Source organism: Xanthomonas sp. MLO165, from assembly GCF_018831305.1.
GTDB lineage: Bacteria > Pseudomonadota > Gammaproteobacteria > Xanthomonadales > Xanthomonadaceae > Xanthomonas > Xanthomonas arboricola.
This window is the reverse complement of sequence record NZ_CP029263.1, coordinates 3698895-3717356: the sequence shown is the minus strand read 5'-3', so window position 1 is coordinate 3717356 and position 18462 is coordinate 3698895. Positions and strand designations below refer to the sequence as shown.

The 18462-nt window shown below is 65.7% G+C and carries 15 protein-coding genes; 13 read left to right on the top strand and 2 right to left on the bottom strand.

Going from position 1 to position 18462, the window contains the following annotated elements; all coding sequences use genetic code 11:
• Positions 1-63 precede the first annotated feature (63 nt).
• The 9 genes from DGN21_RS15590 to DGN21_RS15550 all read left to right on the top strand — a co-directional run bounded on the left by DGN21_RS15590 (position 64) and on the right by DGN21_RS15550 (position 11821).
• Positions 64-1443 (top strand): MFS transporter, encoded by a 1380-nt coding sequence (locus DGN21_RS15590; protein ID WP_046344127.1) that lies wholly within the window; start codon positions 64-66, stop codon positions 1441-1443.
• Positions 1444-1462: 19 nt separating this feature from the next.
• On the top strand, positions 1463-2818 hold the full coding sequence (gudD, locus tag DGN21_RS15585) for a glucarate dehydratase (RefSeq protein WP_215824985.1): 1356 nt from the start codon (positions 1463-1465) through the stop codon (positions 2816-2818).
• 76 nt (positions 2819-2894) lie between these two features.
• The gene (locus DGN21_RS15580) at positions 2895-4166 is read left to right on the top strand and encodes an OprD family porin (RefSeq protein ID WP_104568040.1); all 1272 of its coding nucleotides are present in this window, start codon (positions 2895-2897) and stop codon (positions 4164-4166) included.
• Between the two features lie 35 nt (positions 4167-4201).
• The gene (garD, locus tag DGN21_RS15575; RefSeq protein WP_215824984.1) at positions 4202-5743 is read left to right on the top strand and encodes a galactarate dehydratase; all 1542 of its coding nucleotides are present in this window, start codon (positions 4202-4204) and stop codon (positions 5741-5743) included.
• A 610-nt stretch (positions 5744-6353) separates the two neighbouring features.
• Positions 6354-6734 carry a RidA family protein gene (locus DGN21_RS15570; protein WP_126966767.1) on the top strand — a complete coding sequence of 127 codons (381 nt, stop codon included), beginning with the start codon at positions 6354-6356 and terminating at the stop codon, positions 6732-6734.
• Positions 6735-6763: 29 nt separating this feature from the next.
• Positions 6764-8911 carry an ATP-dependent DNA helicase RecG gene (gene recG / locus DGN21_RS15565; RefSeq protein ID WP_126966768.1) on the top strand — a complete coding sequence of 716 codons (2148 nt, stop codon included), beginning with the start codon at positions 6764-6766 and terminating at the stop codon, positions 8909-8911.
• A gap of 138 nt (positions 8912-9049) precedes the next feature.
• Entirely contained in the window at positions 9050-9988 is a 939-nt protein-coding gene (locus tag DGN21_RS15560) for a nucleoside hydrolase (RefSeq protein ID WP_126966769.1), read from the top strand.
• Between the two features lie 71 nt (positions 9989-10059).
• Positions 10060-10302 carry a type B 50S ribosomal protein L31 gene (locus DGN21_RS15555; RefSeq protein ID WP_024938126.1) on the top strand — a complete coding sequence of 81 codons (243 nt, stop codon included), beginning with the start codon at positions 10060-10062 and terminating at the stop codon, positions 10300-10302.
• A gap of 229 nt (positions 10303-10531) precedes the next feature.
• Positions 10532-11821: a citrate synthase gene (locus DGN21_RS15550; RefSeq protein WP_024938127.1), complete on the top strand. Its 1290-nt coding sequence runs from the start codon at positions 10532-10534 to the stop codon at positions 11819-11821.
• Positions 11822-11923: 102 nt separating this feature from the next.
• On the opposite strand, the gene DGN21_RS15545 is transcribed toward DGN21_RS15550, so the two are convergent.
• Together DGN21_RS15545 and DGN21_RS15540 are read right to left on the bottom strand one after the other, a co-directional pair.
• The gene (locus tag DGN21_RS15545; protein ID WP_065046260.1) at positions 11924-12574 is read right to left on the bottom strand and encodes a hypothetical protein; all 651 of its coding nucleotides are present in this window, start codon (positions 12572-12574) and stop codon (positions 11924-11926) included.
• Positions 12575-12796: 222 nt separating this feature from the next.
• A complete protein-coding gene (locus tag DGN21_RS15540) occupies positions 12797-15310 on the bottom strand; it encodes a penicillin-binding protein 1A (protein ID WP_126966796.1) in 2514 nt (837 codons plus the stop codon).
• A 118-nt stretch (positions 15311-15428) separates the two neighbouring features.
• Between DGN21_RS15540 and DGN21_RS15535 the strand changes: the two genes are divergently transcribed.
• Genes DGN21_RS15535 through DGN21_RS15520 form a run of 4 tightly spaced genes read left to right on the top strand, consistent with a single transcriptional unit; the run spans position 15429 to position 18452 of the window.
• Positions 15429-16487: a pilus assembly protein PilM gene (locus tag DGN21_RS15535; protein WP_039423791.1), complete on the top strand. Its 1059-nt coding sequence runs from the start codon at positions 15429-15431 to the stop codon at positions 16485-16487.
• The gene (locus DGN21_RS15530) at positions 16487-17260 is read left to right on the top strand and encodes a PilN domain-containing protein (protein WP_024938131.1); all 774 of its coding nucleotides are present in this window, start codon (positions 16487-16489) and stop codon (positions 17258-17260) included. The genes DGN21_RS15535 and DGN21_RS15530 overlap by 1 nt, the downstream gene beginning before the upstream one ends.
• Positions 17257-17922, top strand: a complete 666-nt coding sequence (locus DGN21_RS15525; protein ID WP_024938132.1) for a type 4a pilus biogenesis protein PilO — start codon at positions 17257-17259, stop codon at positions 17920-17922. The genes DGN21_RS15530 and DGN21_RS15525 overlap by 4 nt, the downstream gene beginning before the upstream one ends.
• A complete protein-coding gene (locus tag DGN21_RS15520) occupies positions 17919-18452 on the top strand; it encodes a pilus assembly protein PilP (RefSeq protein WP_024938133.1) in 534 nt (177 codons plus the stop codon). The genes DGN21_RS15525 and DGN21_RS15520 overlap by 4 nt, the downstream gene beginning before the upstream one ends.
• The last annotated feature ends 10 nt before the right edge of the window (positions 18453-18462 follow it).

Below are 18462 nucleotides of genomic sequence, written 5' to 3'. Positions count from 1 at the left end.
ATCCGCAGGCGCAACGTGGAGTACCGAAGCGCAGTGCGCTTCCATCGTCATAGGTGAGGAACGATGATGGCTATCGATTCAAAAACGGTCGGTTCAACGACGGTTCCGCGCAGGCGCTACCTGATCTTGCTGATGCTGTTCGTGGTCACCACGATCAACTATGCCGATCGCGCCACCTTGTCCATCGCCGGTTCCGCGGTCCAGGATGCGCTGGGCATCGACGCGCTGCAGATGGGCTTCATTTTTTCTGCGTTCGGTTGGGCATATGTGGCCGGGCAGATTCCCGGCGGCTGGTTGCTCGATCGCTTTGGCTCGCGGCGCGTGTACGGCCTGTCGCTGCTGATCTGGTCGCTGTTCACCGCCTTGCAGGGCTTTATCGACTGGGTGCCGGTGACCTGGGCGGTCACCACGCTGTTCGTGCTGCGCTTTCTGGTCGGCATCGCCGAAGCGCCGTCGTTCCCGGGCAATAGCCGCATCGTGGCGGCCTGGTTTCCCACTGCAGAGCGCGGTCTGGCTGCGTCGATCTTCAATTCCGCGCAGTACTTCGCCACGGTGGCGTTCGCGCCGTTGATGGGCTGGCTGGTGCATGCCTGGGGCTGGGAGCATGTGTTTCTGGTGATGGGCGCGGCTGGCGTGTTGCTGGCGCTGGTGTGGCGCAAGACCATCTATGCCCCGCGCGAACATCCGCGCCTGAGCGCGCAGGAACTGGACTACATCCAGCGCAACGGCGCGCTGGTGGACATGGAGCAGGGCAACAAGCCCGGCCGCCAGCCCAAGGGCACGCAATGGCATTACGCCAAGCAGTTGTTGTGCAACCGCATGTTGCTGGGCGTGTACATCGGCCAGTACTGCATCACCACGCTGACGTATTTCTTCCTGACCTGGTTTCCGGTGTATCTGGTCAAGGAGCGCGGCATGTCGATCCTGGAAGCCGGATTTGTGGCCTCGTTGCCGGCGGTGTGCGGTTTCATCGGTGGCGTGCTGGGTGGCTATGTGTCCGACCGTATGGTGCGGCGCGGCTACTCGCTCACCGTCGCGCGCAAGACGCCGATCGTTGTCGGCATGTTGATGTCGGTGACGATGATCGGCTGCAACTATGTGCAGGCCGAATGGATGGTGGTCGGGCTGATGGCGCTGGCCTTCTTCGGCAAGGGCATCGGCGCACTCGGCTGGGCGGTGGTGGCCGACACCTCGCCCAAGGAAATCGCCGGCCTATCCGGTGGCCTGTTCAATACCTTCGGCAATATCGCCGGCATCACCACGCCGATCGTCATCGGCTACATCGTCTCCACCACCGGCACCTTCGAGTGGGCGCTGGTCTTCGTCGGGCTCAATGCCTTGCTGGCGGTGGTGTCCTATCTGGTGGTGGTGGGCGAAATCAAGCGCGTGGAACTCAAGGCGCCGCCCGGCGGCCCGTCCATGCCCGTGCCCGCAACGCTGTGACCGTCCTGGGAGACTTTCGATGACTATCCACACCGCACCTGCAAGCATCGGCGCCACGCCGCGCATCACCGACATCCGCGTGGTGCCCGTCGCCGGGCAGGACAGCATGCTGCTCAACCTCAGTGGCGCACACGCGCCGTACTTCACCTGCAATGTGCTGGTGCTGCGCGATTCGTCCGGACGCACCGGCGTGGGCGAAGTGCCTGGTGGCGCGGCCATCGCCGGCTTGCTGCAGGAAGCAGCGCCGCTCATTCGCGACCGCTCCATCGCCGAGTATCAGCGCATCCTCAATCAGGTGCGCACCGCCTTTGCCGACCGCGACAGCGCCGGCCGTGGCCTGCAGACCTTCGATCTGCGTATCACCATCCATGCGGTGACGGCCATCGAGTCGGCGTTGCTGGATCTGCTCGGGCAATTCCTCGACCAGCCTGTCGCTGCCTTGCTCGGTGAAGGCCAGCAACGCAGCGCCGTGGATGTGCTGGGCTATCTGTTTTTCATCGGCGACCGGCGGAAGACTGCGTTCGACTATCGCGACGGCAGCGGTGCCCGCGATGACTGGGAGGCTGTGCGGGACCAGGAGGCCTTGACGCCGGCATCGGTGGTGCGCCTGGCCGAAGCGGCCTACGAGAAATACGGCTTCCGCGATTTCAAGCTCAAGGGCGGCGTGCTGCGCGGCGAAGACGAAATCGACGCCATTGTCGCGTTGCACGCGCGGTTTCCGCAGGCGCGCATCACCCTCGATCCCAATGGCGCGTGGTCGCTGGATCAGGCCATCGCCCTGTGCCGCGGCATGCACGGCGTGATGGCCTACGCCGAAGATCCGTGCGGTGCGCAGGATGGGTATTCCGGGCGCGAGATCATGGCCGAATTCCGTCGCGCCACCGGCTTGCCGACCGCCACCAACATGATCGCCACCGACTGGCGGCAGATGGGCCACGCCATCCAGTTGCAGTCGGTGGATATCCCGCTGGCCGACCCGCATTTCTGGACGTTGCAGGGCTCGGTACGAGTGGCGCAACTGTGCCGCGACTGGGGCCTGACCTGGGGCTCGCATTCCAACAACCATTTCGATATTTCGCTGGCGATGTTCACCCATGTCGCCGCCGCAGCGCCTGGGCGGGTGACCGCGATCGATACGCACTGGATCTGGCAGGACGGCCAACGCCTGACCCACGACCCATTGCAGATCGTCGGCGGCCAGATCCAGGTGCCGGCAAAGCCGGGCCTGGGTGTGGAGCTGGACATGGACGCGCTGGAGGCCGCGCATCGCACCTATCAAAGCCTGAGCCTGGGCGCGCGCGACGATGCCGCCGCCATGCAGGCGCTGATCCCCAATTGGACCTTCGACAACAAGCGGCCCTGTCTGGTGCGCTGAAGCGCCCCGATGCCTGCCGCCGGAGCGCCGGCAGCAGCGTACGGCCGCCAGTTCACCGCAGGTGGAGAACCGAGTAATGAAAAGCATGATGGCGATCAGCGGCGCTGCGCTGCTGGCGGTCGGCGCGGCCGGGCGTGCGCGTGCGCAACAACCCGATGAGGGGTTCTGGAATGGCGCAACGGCCGAAGTCACCGCACTCAACTTCTACTACAACCGCGATTTCCGCAGCGGCGAAGGGCAGGGCAAGCGTGCCGAGTGGGCGCAGGGGTTTGTGGTCGATGCCCGTAGCGGCTATACCCGCGGGCCGGTCGGCGCGGGCCTGGATCTGCTGGGTATCGGCGATTTCAAGCTCGATGGCGTGCGCGCCGAAGGCGGCACCGGCCTGCTGCCCAGCAACGACGACGGTACTGCGCAACATGCGCTGACGCGGGTGGCACCCACGCTCAAACTGCGCGCCTCGCAAACCGAAGTGAAGTGGGGCAGCTTCATTCCCAACGAGCCGCTGGTGCGCGCCAGCATCACCCGCATCATGCCGGAAACATTCCAGGGCGTGACGCTGGAATCCAAGGACGTGCCAAAGCTCGATCTGCTGCTCGCGCGCTTCACCAGCGCCTGGTATCGCGATGGCGATTCGCGCGTCCCCATCACCTTGACCAACAAAAATCGCCGTTTTCTGGGCACGCCGGATTCGGATGCGTTGAATCTGCTCTCGGCAACCTACAGCGTCGTGCCCGGCACGCAACTGCGCTATCAGGGCGCGGTGATGGAAGACATCTACCGGCAGCAGCTCTATAACCTCATCCAGACGCACACCTTCGGCAAGGACCAGCTGCGTGTGGATCTGCGGTATTTCCGTACCGATGACATCGGCCAGTCGCTGGCCGGGCCGATCGACAACCGCATGTTCAGCAGCATGCTGTCCTGGCGCACGGGCGGGCACGAATTCGGCGCCGGCTATCAACGCCTGTCCGGCCCCAGCGCCATGCCCTGGCCGGGCGGCACCGACGGCAATGTCTTCAACTGGACCTTCATCAACGACTTTCTCGAACGCGGCGAGCGCAGCTGGCAGCTGCGTTACAGCATCGATGGCAAGAGCATCGGCATCCCCGGTCTCAGCGTCATGGCGCGCTACATCAATGGCGACCATGCGCAGCCGGCCACCTATGCCGGCCAAGGCCGCGAGTGGGCCCGGGATGTCTTGACCACCTATCAATTCCAGAGCGAGCGCTTCAAGCACTTGAGCGTCATCTGGTTCAACGGCACCTTTCGCTCCAATTACCAGCGCAATGTCGATGAAAACCGCTTGATCCTGCAGTACCGCCGTCAGTTCGACAGCCCCGACCGGTAATGCACTCCACCCCACGCCTGCAAGGTAGCCCCACGATGTCCGCAACCCAGCAACCCACCCGTTGGATTAGCATCCGCGCCCACGCGCGCGACAACGTCGCCATCGTCGTCAACGATGACGGCGCACCGGCCGGCGCCACCTTTCCGGATGGGCTCACCGCCGTCGAACACATTCCGCAGGGGCACAAGATGGCGCTACGCGACCTGGCCGCCGGCGCGCCGGTGATCCGCCTGGGCGCGGTGATCGGCACTGCCAATGCCGACATCGCACGCGGGGCCTGGGTGAGCGAGCAATTGCTGGCGATGCCCGAAGCGCCCGATCTGGCCGCGCTGGATCTGTCCCTGCAGCCGGCACCCGCACCCGCGCCCTTGGATGGCTACACCTTCCAGGGGTATCGCAACCGGGATGGCAGTGTCGGCACGCGCAACATCCTGGGCATCATGACCAGCGTGCAGTGCGTGGTGGGCGTGCTCGGCCACGCGGTGGAGCGCATCCGCACCGAGCTGCTGCCCAAGTATCCCAATGTCGACGATGTGGTGGCGATCAATCACGTCTATGGTTGCGGCGTGGCAATCACCGCGCCGGAGGCCATCATCCCCATCCGCACGCTGCGCAATATCGCGCGCAGCCCCAACTTCGGCGGGCAGGCGCTGATCGTGGGCCTGGGCTGCGAGAAACTCGCGCCCGAGCGCCTGCTGCCGGACGATGCCAGCGCCGACGACAGCGGCGTCTACCGTCTGCAGGAAGCCAGCCTGGGCTTTGCCGACATGGTCGGTTCGATCATGGCCATGGCCGAAGAACGCCTGCGCCATCTGGACCTGCGTCGGCGCGAAACCGTGCCGGCCAGCGAACTGGTGGTAGGCATGCAATGCGGCGGCAGCGATGCGTTTTCCGGCGTGACCGCCAACCCGGGCCTGGGCGTGGCGGCGGACCTGCTGGTACGCGCCGGTGCCACGGTGATGTTTTCGGAAAACACCGAAGTGCGCGATGGCATCCATCTGCTGGTGCCGCGCGCGGCCAATGCCGATGTCGCCAGGGCGCTGGTACGCGAAATGGCCTGGTACGACGCCTACCTGGCGCGCGGCCAGGCCGACCGCAGCGCCAACACCACCCCGGGTAACAAGAAGGGCGGGCTGGCCAACATCGTGGAGAAGGCGATGGGCTCGATCGCCAAGTCCGGCTCCTCGGCGATCAACGGCGTGGTGCCGCCCGGCGAGCGGGTCAAGGGGCGCGGGCTGCAGTATTGCGCCACCCCGGCCAGCGATTTCGTCTGCGGCACCTTGCAGGTTGCGGCGGGCATGAACCTGCACGTCTTCACCACCGGGCGCGGAACGCCCTACGGCCTGGGCATGGTGCCGGTGATCAAGGTGGCTACCCGCAGCGAATTGGCGCAGCGCTGGTCCGACCTGATGGACATCGATGCCGGCGGCGTGGCGACCGGCGCCAAGACGCTGGAGCAATTGGGCTGGGAGTTGTTCCGGCGCTATCTGGACGTGGCCAGCGGCCAGCGCACCTGGACCGAGCAACACCGCCTGCACAACGATCTGGCCTTGTTCAATCCGGCGCCGATCACCTAGCCCTGCCGGTTTTCCGCAGTGGCGGGCCGCTAGGTGGCGCAGCGCAGGCCGACTGTTGCGCCGCCGCGCAGGGGGCGATGTTCCCGAGTCGGTAGCAATGATGCGGCGTTGCACGTCTCTTGGTGTCGTGACCGCTCCCGTGCGTCGTGACGACCCCGCGCCACAGGTCGCACCCGGAGCATCGCGCGCCGCAGCGCTGCCGCACCACAGTGCAACGCATTTGGCGTGGCTTCGCCCGGGCCTTCACCCAAGCCCTGTTTCGCAGGACAGTGGCCAGCGTTTCCAGCGGAAGAGGGGCTAGCGTCCAGCAAAAGAGGGGCGCGCCGTTCCCTTCTCCTTCGGAAGAAGGTGCCCCGTCGGGGCGGATGAGGGGACGTGCGCAGCCCCGTGCTCCGTCGCGCGGCCTCTAGCGGCGCACGCGCACAGCCTCACCACGCCATCGCGCGCGCGCAGGCAGACACCAGCCCATTGCAAGATGCTCAGCCCATCGGGCAACACGCCGCTACGCCGACGGCCAACGCCTGCGCACCGTCACCGCTACGCCCCATTCGCCCGTCAATGGCAGGCGCCGATACAATGCGCGTTCGTTTTCAGTGTTGATGGAGTCGCCATGTCCCAGATCATCCATACCGACCAGGCGCCTGCCGCCATTGGCCCCTATTCGCAGGCCGTGCGTGCCGGCAACACGGTGTATTTCTCCGGGCAGATCCCGCTGGATCCGGCCACCGGCGAGATCGTGCCGGGCGATGTCGGCGTGCAGGCACGCCGCGCGTTCGACAACCTCAAGGCGGTGGCCGAAGCCGCCGGTGGCTCGCTCGACAAGATCGTGCGGCTGGGCCTGTACCTCACCGATCTCGGCCAGTTCGCCGCCGTCAACGTAGTGATGCAGGAGTATTTCCAGGCGCCGTTCCCGGCGCGTTCGACCATCGAGGTCTCCGGCCTGCCCAAGGGTGCCGGCTTCGAGGTCGACGCGGTGATGGTGCTCGACTGATCCAGCTCGGCTGACCCGAGCGCCCTGCCGTGCCGCGCGCAGCGACCGTCACCCCGCGCCTGGCCGTCGCAGGCCAGGCCTCGCTTGCCAGCCTGCCCGGCGTCGGCCCCAAGGTGGCCGAGAAATTCGCTGCGCGCGGCATCTCGACGCTACAGGATCTGTGGCTGCATCTGCCGTTGCGCTACGAAGACCGCACGCGGCTGACCACGATCGCGCAGTTGCAGAGCGGCGTGCCGGCGCAGATCGAAGGGCGTGTGGATGCGGTGGAGCGTGGCTTCCGTTACCGGCCCGTGTTGCGGGTGGCGGTCTCGGACGAGTCGCACGGCAGCGTGGTGCTGCGCTTCTTCCATTTCCGCGCGGCGCAGGTCGCGCAGTTCGCACCGGGCACGCGGCTGCGGGTGTTCGGCACGCCCAAGCCGGGACAGAACGGCTGGGAAATCGTGCACCCCAGTTACCGCGTGCTGGCACCGGGCGAGGATGCCGGGCTGGGCGACAGCCTGGATCCGGTCTATCCGATGCTGGAAGGCGTGGGCCCGGCCACGTTGCGCAAACTCATCGGCCAGGCGCTGGAGCGCTTGCCGGCCGAGGCCGCGCTGGAACTGCTGCCGCCGCACTGGCTGCAGGACGAACAACTGCCCTCGCTGCGCAGCGCGCTGCTGACCATGCATCGCCCGCCGGTGAACACCGACCCGCAGCAACTGCTCGCAGGCGGGCATCCGGCCCAGCAGCGTTTGGCGATCGAAGAACTGCTGGCGCATCAGCTCAGCCTGCGTCGCCAGCGCATCGCCTTGCAGCGCTTCCGCGCACCGCTGCTGCCTGGCAACGGCACCCTGGTGCGGCAACTGCGCGCGGCGTTGCCGTTCCAGCTTACCGGTGCGCAGCAGCGCGTGTTCGCGCAGATTGCCCGCGATCTGGCAAAACCGTCGCCGATGCTTAGGTTGGTGCAGGGCGATGTCGGCAGCGGCAAGACCGTGGTCGCCGCATTGGCGGCGATGCTGGCGGTGGAGCAGGGCAAGCAGGTCGCACTGGCAGCGCCGACCGAGCTGCTGGCCGAGCAGCACCTGACCAATCTGCGTGGCTGGTTGGAACCGCTGGGCGTGCGCATCGTCTGGCTGGCCGGCAAGGTCACCGGCAAGGCACGCGCTGCGGCAATGGCCGAGGTGGCCTCCGGCCAGGCGCAGGTGGTGGTCGGCACCCACGCCCTGATGCAGGACGCGGTGGTCTTCCACGATCTGGCTTTGGCCATCATCGACGAGCAGCACCGCTTCGGCGTGCATCAGCGCCTGGCCTTGCGCGACAAGGGTGCGGCCGCCGGCAGCGTGCCGCATCAGTTGGTGATGACCGCCACGCCGATCCCGCGCACCCTGGCGATGTCCACCTATGCGGATCTGGATGTCTCGGCCATCGACGAGCTGCCGCCCGGGCGCACGCCGGTGCAGACCATCGTGCTCAGTGCCGAGCGCCGGCCGGACCTGGTCGAGCGCATCCGCGCCGCCTGCGCCGAAGGGCGTCAGGCGTACTGGGTCTGCACCTTGATCGAAGAAAGCGAAGAGCCCGGTAAGGGCGCGCCCCCCGGTGGCCCGCCGAGGATCGAGGCCCAGGCGGCGGAGGCCACCTTCGAAGCGCTGTCCGCGCAATTGCCCGGCGTGCGCGTGGCGCTGGTGCACGGGCGCATGAAAGCGGCGGAAAAACAGAAGGCGATGCTGGATTTCAAGCAGGGCCTTACCGATCTGCTGGTCGCCACCACGGTGATCGAGGTCGGCGTGGACGTGCCCAACGCCTCGCTGATGATCATCGAGAATGCCGAGCGCCTGGGTCTGGCGCAGTTGCACCAGTTGCGCGGCCGGGTCGGTCGCGGCGCGGCCGCGTCCAGCTGCGTGCTGCTGTATCAGGCCCCGTTGTCGATGATGGCGCGGCAACGCCTGGAAACCATGCGCCAGACCAACGACGGCTTCGTGATCGCAGAAAAGGATCTGGAGCTGCGTGGTCCCGGCGAATTGCTGGGCACGCGGCAGACCGGCCTGGCCACTTTCCGCATCGCCGATCTCACCCGCGATGCCGGGCTGCTGCCGCGCGTGCAGGTACTCGCCGAACGGCTGCTGGCCGAAGCGCCGGACATTGCCGACCGCGTGGTCGCGCGCTGGATCGGCAGCGCGGTGCGTTATGCCGCGGCTTGAGTGGCGGGGATTGGGGATTCGGGATTGGGGATTCGTCAGAGCTAGGTCGCTGCGATCTGGATGGGTAACCGATTCGCGTGCCTCGCCGATCCTTGCGAAGATGCGGCAACGAATCCCGAATGACCAATCTCCGATCCTATGACCAAAAAGATACCGCTGCTGATCGACACCGACCCGGGCGTGGACGACGCGCTGGCCTTGCTGATGGCCTTCAACGACACCCGGCATGAGGTCGTTGGGCTGACCATCGCCGCCGGCAACGTGGGCCTGGAGCACACCGTGCGCAACGCCTTGAAGGTGTGCGAGATTGCCGGGCGCGACGATGTGCCGGTCTATGCGGGCTGCCCGCAGCCGCTGCTACATCCCTCGGTGGACGCGGCGCATGTGCATGGCATCGACGGCTTCGGCGATGTCGGCCTGGCGCCGGCCAAGCGCACTGCCGAGACCGAGCACGCCGCGCTGGCCATCCTGCGCCTGTCGCACGAATACGCCGGCGAGCTGCTGCTGGTCGCGCTCGGTCCGCTGACCAATCTGGCCCTGGCCCTGACGCTGGATCCGACCCTGCCGCAGCGCGTGGCGCGGCTGGTGGTGATGGGCGGGGCGCTGACCGGGCACGGCAACATCACCGCCGCGGCCGAATTCAATATCGGCTTCGACCCGGAAGCGGCACATATCGTATTCCGCGGTTTTCCGCAGTTCGACGTGGCCGACTGGGAAGCCACCATCGCGCACGGGCTGCTGCATCGCGATGTCGAGCAATGGCTGGCGGCCGACTCCGCGCAGGCGCGGTTCTACGAAGAGATTTCGCGCAAGACCCGGCTGTGGTCCGAAGACAGCCGTGGCGAGCACTGGTACGCCGCCGACGCGCTGGCGATGGCGTTCGCGCTGCATCCGGAGGGCGCGCAGCGGCTGGAGCAGCGGCCGGTGCATATCGAGCTGACCGGTACGCACACCCGCGGCATGACCCTGGTGGACTGGGAGCGCCGGGATGGCACCCCCGACAATGCCAACCTGCTGCTGGACTACGATCGCCCGCAATTCTTCGGCCTGGTCGCCGCGGCGCTGGCGGCGGGGTAAGGCGATCTTGCGCCGGGCGTCTGGAGGCCGCTATAATGCCCGGCTTATCCAGGCAGCCCGGCGCCAAGTCCATGAAAGATAACGTTCATCCCAGCTACAACGACGTCGTCTTCCACGACGTGACGTCCGATTTCAAGATTCTGACCCGTTCCACCATGAGCTCGAAAGAGACCGTGAAGTGGGAAGATGGCCAGGAATACCCGCTGATCAAGGTGGATATCTCCTCGGCCTCGCACCCGTTCTATACCGGCAAGCACAAGGTGATCGACACCGGCGGCCGGATCGACAAGTTCCAGAAGCGCTACGCGCGCTGAGCTTGCAGGACGGGCTGTACCGGCAGCGGCCGCGCATTGCGCGGCCGTTGTTTTTTGGGGCGGCGGCAACTTCGTTTTCACGCCGTCGACGGGGCGTCTACGACTTCTGTCCAAGCGACGGCCAAAATGTTGCTGTGCGATAATGACGTGATCCGGGGCGATGCCCTGGACTTCCATCACGTGCCTGCCCATTTGGTGACAGGCGCCTTCCACTGAAGGAGCGTACACAGTGTCCGATCTTGATCAGGTCACGCTCAACGCCGGCGACAAGTCGGTCGTTCTGCCGGTTCTCAAGCCCACGCTTGGCAATGATTGCGTCGATATTTCAAAGCTGACCAAAGAAACCGGTCTGTTCACCTACGACTCGGGCTTTACCGCCACCGCCAGCTGCAAGTCGGCCATCACCTACATCGATGGCGACAACGGCGTGCTGCTGTATCGCGGCTACCCGATCGAACAGTTGGCCGAGAAGTCCAGCTTCCTCGAAGTCTCGTACCTGCTGATGAACGGCGAGCTGCCGACCGCGGACGAATTCAAGAAGTTCGACCACGAAGTCACGCATCACACGATGATGCACGAGTCGCTGAAGAACTTCCTCGGTGGCTTCCGGCATGACGCCCACCCGATGGCCATGCTGGCCGGTTCGGTCGCTTCGCTGTCGGCGTTCTACCACGACACCCTGGACCTCAACGATCCGGAGCAGCGCCGCCAGGCCGCCATCCGTCTGATCGCCAAGGTGCCGACCCTGGCTGCTGCCGCGTACCGCTATTCGATCGGCTGGCCGATCCGCTACCCGCGCAACAACCTCAACTACGTCGACCGCTTCCTGCACATGATGTTCGAAGTGCCGAGCGAGCCGCTGGAGATCAATCCGGTGGTGGCCAAGGCGCTGGATCTGCTGTTCATCCTGCATGCCGATCACGAGCAGAACGCCTCGACCTCGACCGTGCGTCTGGTCGGTTCGACCGGTGCCAACCCGTACGCCTCGGTCGCAGCGGGCATCACCGCGCTGTGGGGCCCGGCACACGGTGGCGCCAACGAAGCCGTGCTGAAGATGCTGGAAGAGATCGGCACCGCCGACAACGTCGAGTCCGCCGTGGCCAAGGCCAAGGACAAGAACTCCTCGTTCCGCCTGATGGGCTTCGGTCACCGCGTCTACAAGAACTTCGACCCGCGCGCCAAGATCATCCGCGAGATGACCCACAAGGTGCTGGGCGAACTGGGCGTCAACGATCCGCTGCTGGAAGTGGCGCTGAAGCTGGAAGAAGCCGCGCTGAAGGACGACTACTTCGTGCAGCGCAAGCTGTACCCGAACGTCGACTTCTACTCGGGCCTGATCTACAAGGCACTGAACATCCCGGTGGAAATGTTCACCGTGATGTTTGCCATCGCACGCACCGCCGGCTGGGTGTCGCATTGGCTGGAGCAGCAGGTCGACCCGGAAATGAAGATCGGCCGTCCGCGCCAGATCTACACCGGCTACGACAAGCGCGACTACACCGACGCCGGCCAGCGCTAAGCGCCTGCGGTTGTCTGCTTGAACGAACGCCCCGCATTGCGGGGCGTTTGCTTTTGCGGGTTGGCGTTGTGGTCAGTGGTCACGCGTCATGGCGCGCTGCGCTCAGCGCGTGCGCGGCAGGGCGTGGCCACCATCCTCTTCTGCCAACAACTGACGCAACTGGGCGGCCGAGGCGCGCTGCATCGGTTTTTCGTCCAGCTGCGACAGCGGTGCCTGGCGCAAGGCATCGTACGGCAGCACGGTCAGGTCGAAGGTCAGTTCCTCGGCACTGAACAGCCACACCGGGAACTCGGCCGTGCGCTCGCGGTCCAGGCGCAGCCGGCGCGTACGCGATTCGGCCGGAACGCGGTGTTCCTCCAGGAAGCGCTGCACGGCGTCGGCATCGTCGCTGTGCAACTGCAGCTGCACCGGCGCATTGGCGTCGGCCGTGCCATCGAGCACCGGGCCGGCCAGGCGCGGCTGGAACGGGCTAAGAAACTCCAGCGCGCGCAATGCGGCTTCGCGGCGTTGGCGCAGCCGCAGCCCGTGCGCAGGCCCGGCGAACAGGCGCTGGTGCTCGCGCAACGCATCTTCGATCTCGCGGTTGCGCGGCAGCGATGCGTCGTCGTGGATGCCCAGCCGGCTGGCCGCCTTGAGCTTGGCCTGATGAAAATCACGGATGCCACCCTCGGCCATCAGCCGGGCCGCTTCGTGCGCCAGGCGATGGCGACGTTCTCGGGTTCGCGTATCGGCGTGTTCGCGCGCGTGATGCATGACCGGGCTCCCCTAATGAACCTGGTTCGACTCTACAACAGCGGCATGAAGAGGTGGCGAATGCCCCGGTGTCTCCCTGCAAGGGCAATCACGCAATGGCGATTGCCCGGCCCCTTCTGCTGCAACCGGAAACAGTCGATGCCACGAACCCGATCGGGGAATCGGGCGGACGAAGCCGTTCCGATTCCCCAATCCCGAATCCCGATTCCCCAATCCCGGCCCTCAAAAGATATCGAAGGCCTTCTCGTCCTGCTGTTCCTGCAGGCCGTAGTCGTAGTCCTGCAGGCGATCCAGGTCCTCGTTCTTCACCCATTCCACCGCACCATTGATGGTGGCCTGGGTCATGCCGTCGGGCGGATCGTTGGCGGCGATCGGCTTGTCCTTCAGCGCCACGCGCATGTAGTCGATCCAGATCGGCAGTGCCGCCTTGCCGCCGTACTCGCGATAGCCAAGCGAACGGAAGTCGTCGCGACCCACCCACACCGTGGTGGCGTAGGGGCCGCCGAAGCCGGAGAACCAGGCGTCGCGGTGATCGTTGGTCGAGCCGGTCTTGCCGCCGACGTCCTCGCGCCCCAGCACCTTGGCCGCGGTGCCGGTGCCGCGCTGGACCACGTCGCGCATCATCGAGACCAACTGGTAGGCGGTACGCTCGTCGATGGCGCGCGGCGCGATCTTGGTTTCGGCAGTGGCTGCCGGGGCGGTCTCCGCCGGGGTCGCCGGGGTCGGTTCGATCGACTTGGGCAGCGCGGGGGCGCCGAAGTTGAAGCCGTCCACCACCTGGCTCACCGGCGCGACATTGCCGCCCTGCAATGCGCAGGTACGGCAGGCCACCGCCGGCACTTCCTTGAAGACCACATTGCCGTCGCGGTCCTTGACCTCGTCCACGATCCAGGTCTCCACCCGCGAGCCGCCATTGGCGAACACTGCATAGCCACGCGCGACCGACAACGGCGTCAGCGAAGCCGTGCCCAGCGACATCGACAGGTTGGGCGGCAGCTCGGCTTCCTGGAAGCCGAACTGGCTGATGTACTTGCGCGCAAAATCGACGCTGATCGCGTCCAGCAAGCGGACCGAGACCAGGTTGCGCGATTGCACCAGCGCCTCGCGCAAGCGCATCGGGCCGCGGAAGCCGCCGCCGTCGTTCTGCGGCGACCAGGTCTTGCCGCGGCGGTCGCGGAACACCACCGGCGCATCGAGCACGATCGAGGCCGGGTTGAAGCCCTTCTCGAACGCGGCCGCATACACGAACGGCTTGAAGCTGGAGCCCGGCTGGCGGCGTGCCTGGGTGGCGCGATTGAACTTGTTGCCGGCGAAGCTGAAACCGCCGACCAGCGCGCGCAGGGCGCCGCTGTTGGCATCCAGCGACACCAGCGCGGCCTGGCCGCGCGGCAACTGGTCGATGATCCACTCGCCGTCCTTCTCGCCGGCGCGGATGCGGGTCAGGTCGCCGCGCGTCAGCAGCTTGGCCGGCGTCTTGTTGGTCCAGCGACTGGCGCTGGCCGGCAGGGTCAGCTCGGTCTTGTCGCTCTGCACGACGGTCACGCCGCCGTCGGCATTGGTGCGTGCCACGATCACCGCGCGCAGGCCGCCCTGGGTGAACACGCCGGACAGGTGCTTGGCCAGTGCCGCGGCATCCGCATCGGCGGCGACATCGAAATGCTGCTCCACCCCATGCCAGCCATGCCGGTGGTCGTACAGGCGCAGACCTTCGGCAACCGCCGCATCGGCACCGGTCTGCAGCGTGGCATCGATGGTGGTGGTGACGTGGTAACCCTTGTTGAGCACATCGCCGCCGTACTTGGCGATCATTTCCTGGCGCACCAGCTCGGCCACGTACGGGGCGTAGACCTCGACCGGCGGCTCGTGCGGCTTGGCGTGCATCGGCACCGCCTTGGCGGCGTCGGCTTCGGCCTGGCTGACAAAGCCCAGGTCGGCCATGCGTTGCAGCACATAGTAATCGCGGCGCTCCTGCGCGCGTTCCGGATTGCTGATCGGGTTGCCGCTGGACGGGAACTTGGGGATGCCGGCCAGCGAGGCCATCTCGTCCAGGCTCAACTCGCTCATCTTCTTGCCGTAGTAGTACTCGGCCGCAGCACCGACGCCGTAGGCGCGATTGCCGAAGAAGCTCTTGTTGAGATACAGCTCGAAGATCTCGTCCTTGCTCAGCTCACTCTCGATCTTGCGCGCCAGCAGGATCTCGGCGAGCTTGCGGGTGTAGCTGTATTCGGAACTGAGGAAGAACTGCCGGGCCACCTGCTGGGTGATGGTCGAACCACCCGGCACGCGCTTGGCATCGGTGCTGGCCAGCAGCCACACCGCACGGGCGATGCCCTTGTAGTCCACGCCGCCGTGTTCGTAGAAGCGCGCATCCTCCGTCGCCAGGAAGGCCTGCTTCAGGCGCAGCGGCACGTCCTTCATCTGGATGGGGTAGCGCCGGGTCTCGCCATAGACGGCCATCAGGCGGCCGTCGCTGGAATAGACGTACATCGGCTCCTGCAGCTCGACCTGCTTGAGCGACTGCACGTCCGGCAACTTGGAGGAAATGGCGTAATACAGGCCGCCGGCAGCAATAGCGCCAAGCAGGGCGAGCACCACGAACGCGGCCAGGATCCAGCCCAGCCAACGGCGAATACGGGGCATGTAAGAGAGATTCCGATTGCAGATTTCTTGGTCACAGAGTATAGATGACGCCGGGTTTGGCTGGGGCCGAACTCTGGGGATCGCAGGAAACAGCACTGGGGTCACGTCGCGGGGCCATTGCCATGCGCGTGAAGGGCTTGTCACCTGTTAAAATTTAATTATTAATACGAGGGCGCAGACAAGCGTCCAAGTGCCCATCGGCAGGGGAGTTTCCGTGGGGCTTCTACCCAAGAGTCAATCGCCACTGATTGGTGTCGATATCAGTTCCACTGCGGTCAAGCTCTTGCAGCTGTCGCGCAGCGGGAACCGTTTCCGCGTGGAGCATTACGCGGTGGAACCGTTGCCGCCGAATGCGGTCGTGGAAAAGAACATCGTCGAGGTCGAGGCGGTCGGCGAAGCGATTCGTCGCGCCATCAACCGTTCCGGCAGCAAGGCCAAGAACGCCGCAGCCGCGGTGGCCGGGTCGGCGGTGATCACCAAGCTGATCCCGATGCCGGCCGATCTGGACGACAGCGATCTGGAAGCCCAGGTCGAACTGGAAGCCACCAACTACATTCCGTACCCGATCGAGGAAGTCAATCTCGACTTCGAGGTGCTCGGCCCGATGCCCAACAGCCCGGACATGGTCCAGGTGCTGCTGGCCGCCTCGCGTTCGGAGAATGTGGAACTGCGCCAGTCCGCGCTGGAACTCGGTGGCCTGACCGCCAAGGTCATGGACGTGGAGGCCTTCGCGGTCGAGAACGCCTTCGCCCTGGTCGCCAGCGAGTTGCCGGTGGCCGCCGATGCGGTGGTTGCGCTGGTGGACATCGGCGCGACCATGACCACGCTGAGCGTGCTGCGCTCCGGTCGCAGCCTGTATAGCCGCGAGCAGGTCTTCGGCGGCAAGCAGCTCACCGACGAGGTGATGCGCCGTTACGGGTTGACTTACGAGGAGGCCGGCCTGGCCAAGCGTCAGGGCGGCTTGCCGGAGAGCTACGAGGTCGAAGTGCTGGAGCCGTTCAAGGAGGCGACGGTGCAGCAGATCAGCCGCTTGCTGCAGTTCTTCTACGCGGGCAGCGAATTCAATCGCGTCGACTGCATCGTGCTGGCCGGCGGCTGCGCTGCGCTGTCGCGCCTGCCGGAAATGGTGGAAGAGCAGCTCGGCGTGACCACCGTGGTCGCCAACCCGCTCGCGCAGATGACGCTGGGCCCGAAGGTCCAGGCGCATGCGCTGGCGCTGGATGCACCTGCATTGATGATCGCCACCGGCCTGGCCCTGAGGAGCTTTGACTGATGGCAAGAATCAATCTTTTGCCCTGGCGCGCCGAGCGCCGGAAGGCGCGCGAGCGTGAGTTCTATTCGATGCTGGGCTTCGCCGCGTTGGGCGGCGTGCTGTTGTCGGTCCTGATCTGGTTCTACTACGACGCGCAGATCAGCGGCCAGACCGAGCGCAATGCGTTCCTGACCGCCGAGATCGACAAGGTCAAGGCGCAGAACGAAGAGATCAAGGAGCTCGACAAGAAGAAGGACCGCCTGCTCGCGCGCAAGAAGGTGATCGAGGAGCTGCAGGCCAATCGTTCGCAGATGGTGCATCTGTTCGATTCGCTGGTGCGCACCATCCCCGATGGCGTGGCCTTGACCAACATCAAGCAGGACGGCGACATCCTGACCCTGGAAGGGCGTTCGCAGTCCAACGCGCGCGTCAGTACCTATATGCGCAACCTGGAAGGCTCGGGCTGGATGACCAATCCGGACCTGTCGATCATCGAGGCCAAGAGCCAGGACAAGGCTGGGCAGCCCGCGGGACCGTCGATGGACACCAAGACGCTGCCGTACGTGTTCACGCTCAAGGTCAAGCTGGCCAATCCGAACGAGGCCGACAAGAACGGCACCGCACCGGTCGATGCGCAAGCGCCGGGTGCAACGCCAGCCGGTACGGCCCCTGCGGGCGCGCCAGCGGCGGCACCTGCAGCACCTGCGCCTGCCACGTCGCCGGCCGCTGCTCCTGCACCCGTGCAGCCAGCGCCGGCGTCCGCCAATCGGCCGCAGGAGGGGGCGGCGTCATGAGTAAGAAAGCATTCAAGCTCAGCGATCTGGATTTCAACAACATCGGCGGCTGGCCGCAGCAGGCACGCATCGTGTTCTGCGTGGTGGTCGGCCTGTTCATCATGGTGCTGGCCTGGTTCCTGTTGATCAGCGGCAAGCGCGATGAACTCGAAGGCCTGGAAGGCACCGAAACGCAGCTGCGCACCGAGTTCGAGACCCAGCAGGGTCGCGCGGTGAATCTGGAGCCGCTCAAGCAGCAGCTCGCGCAGATGGAACAGGTGCTGCAGCAGATGCTGCGGCAGCTGCCCAGCAAGACCGAAATGCCCGATCTGATCATCGACATCTCGCAGACCGCGCTGTCCAGCGGCCTGTCCAACGAGTTGTTCCAGCCGGGCCCGGAATCGCCGAAGGAGTTCTACGCCGAAAAGCCGATCGCCTTGCGCATGGTGGGCAGTTATCACCAGTTCGGTGCCTTCGTCAGCGGTGTGGCGTCGTTGCCGCGCGTGGTGATCCTGACCATGCACGACATCAACCTCAAGCCGAGGGACCCCAAGGCCGGCATCACCCCGCGCGGGGCGCTGGAACTGTCCGGCACGGTCAAGACCTATCGTTATCTTGACGATGAGGAAATGGCAGAGCAGGAGAAGGCCGCGGCCGACGCTGCGAAGAAGGGCGGCCAATGACCATGAAACTGCTCAAGATCCTGTCCTGCGTGGCGCTAATTGCTGTATTGCCGGCGTGTACGCGCGGGGTGACCAGCACACCGGGCGATGCGCCGAACCTGGAAGCCTGGGTCGCCGAAGTGCGCGCACGGCCGGCGCCGCCGTTGGAGCCATTGCCGGTGATGCAGCAGTTCGAGACGTTCGAATATGCGGCGCAGTCGATGCGCGACCCGTTCAGCGATGCCTGGGTCAGCGCCGAAGGCGGCAACGGCACGCGTCCGGATCCGAACCGGCGCAAGGAGCCGCTGGAAGCCTATCCGCTCGACGCCCTCGACATGGTGGGGACCATTGGCGGTGGCTCGGGCCTGGTTGCGCTGGTCATGGCACCCGACAAGGTGACCTACCGGGTGCGGCCGGGCGTGTATCTGGGACAGAGCGATGGCCGGGTCACCGGGGTCTACGAAGACCGCATCGAGCTGATTGAACTTGTGCCGGACGGTGCGGGCGGATGGCTTGAACGGCCGGCCGCGCTCGCATTGGATGATCAATAAAGTGATAGGG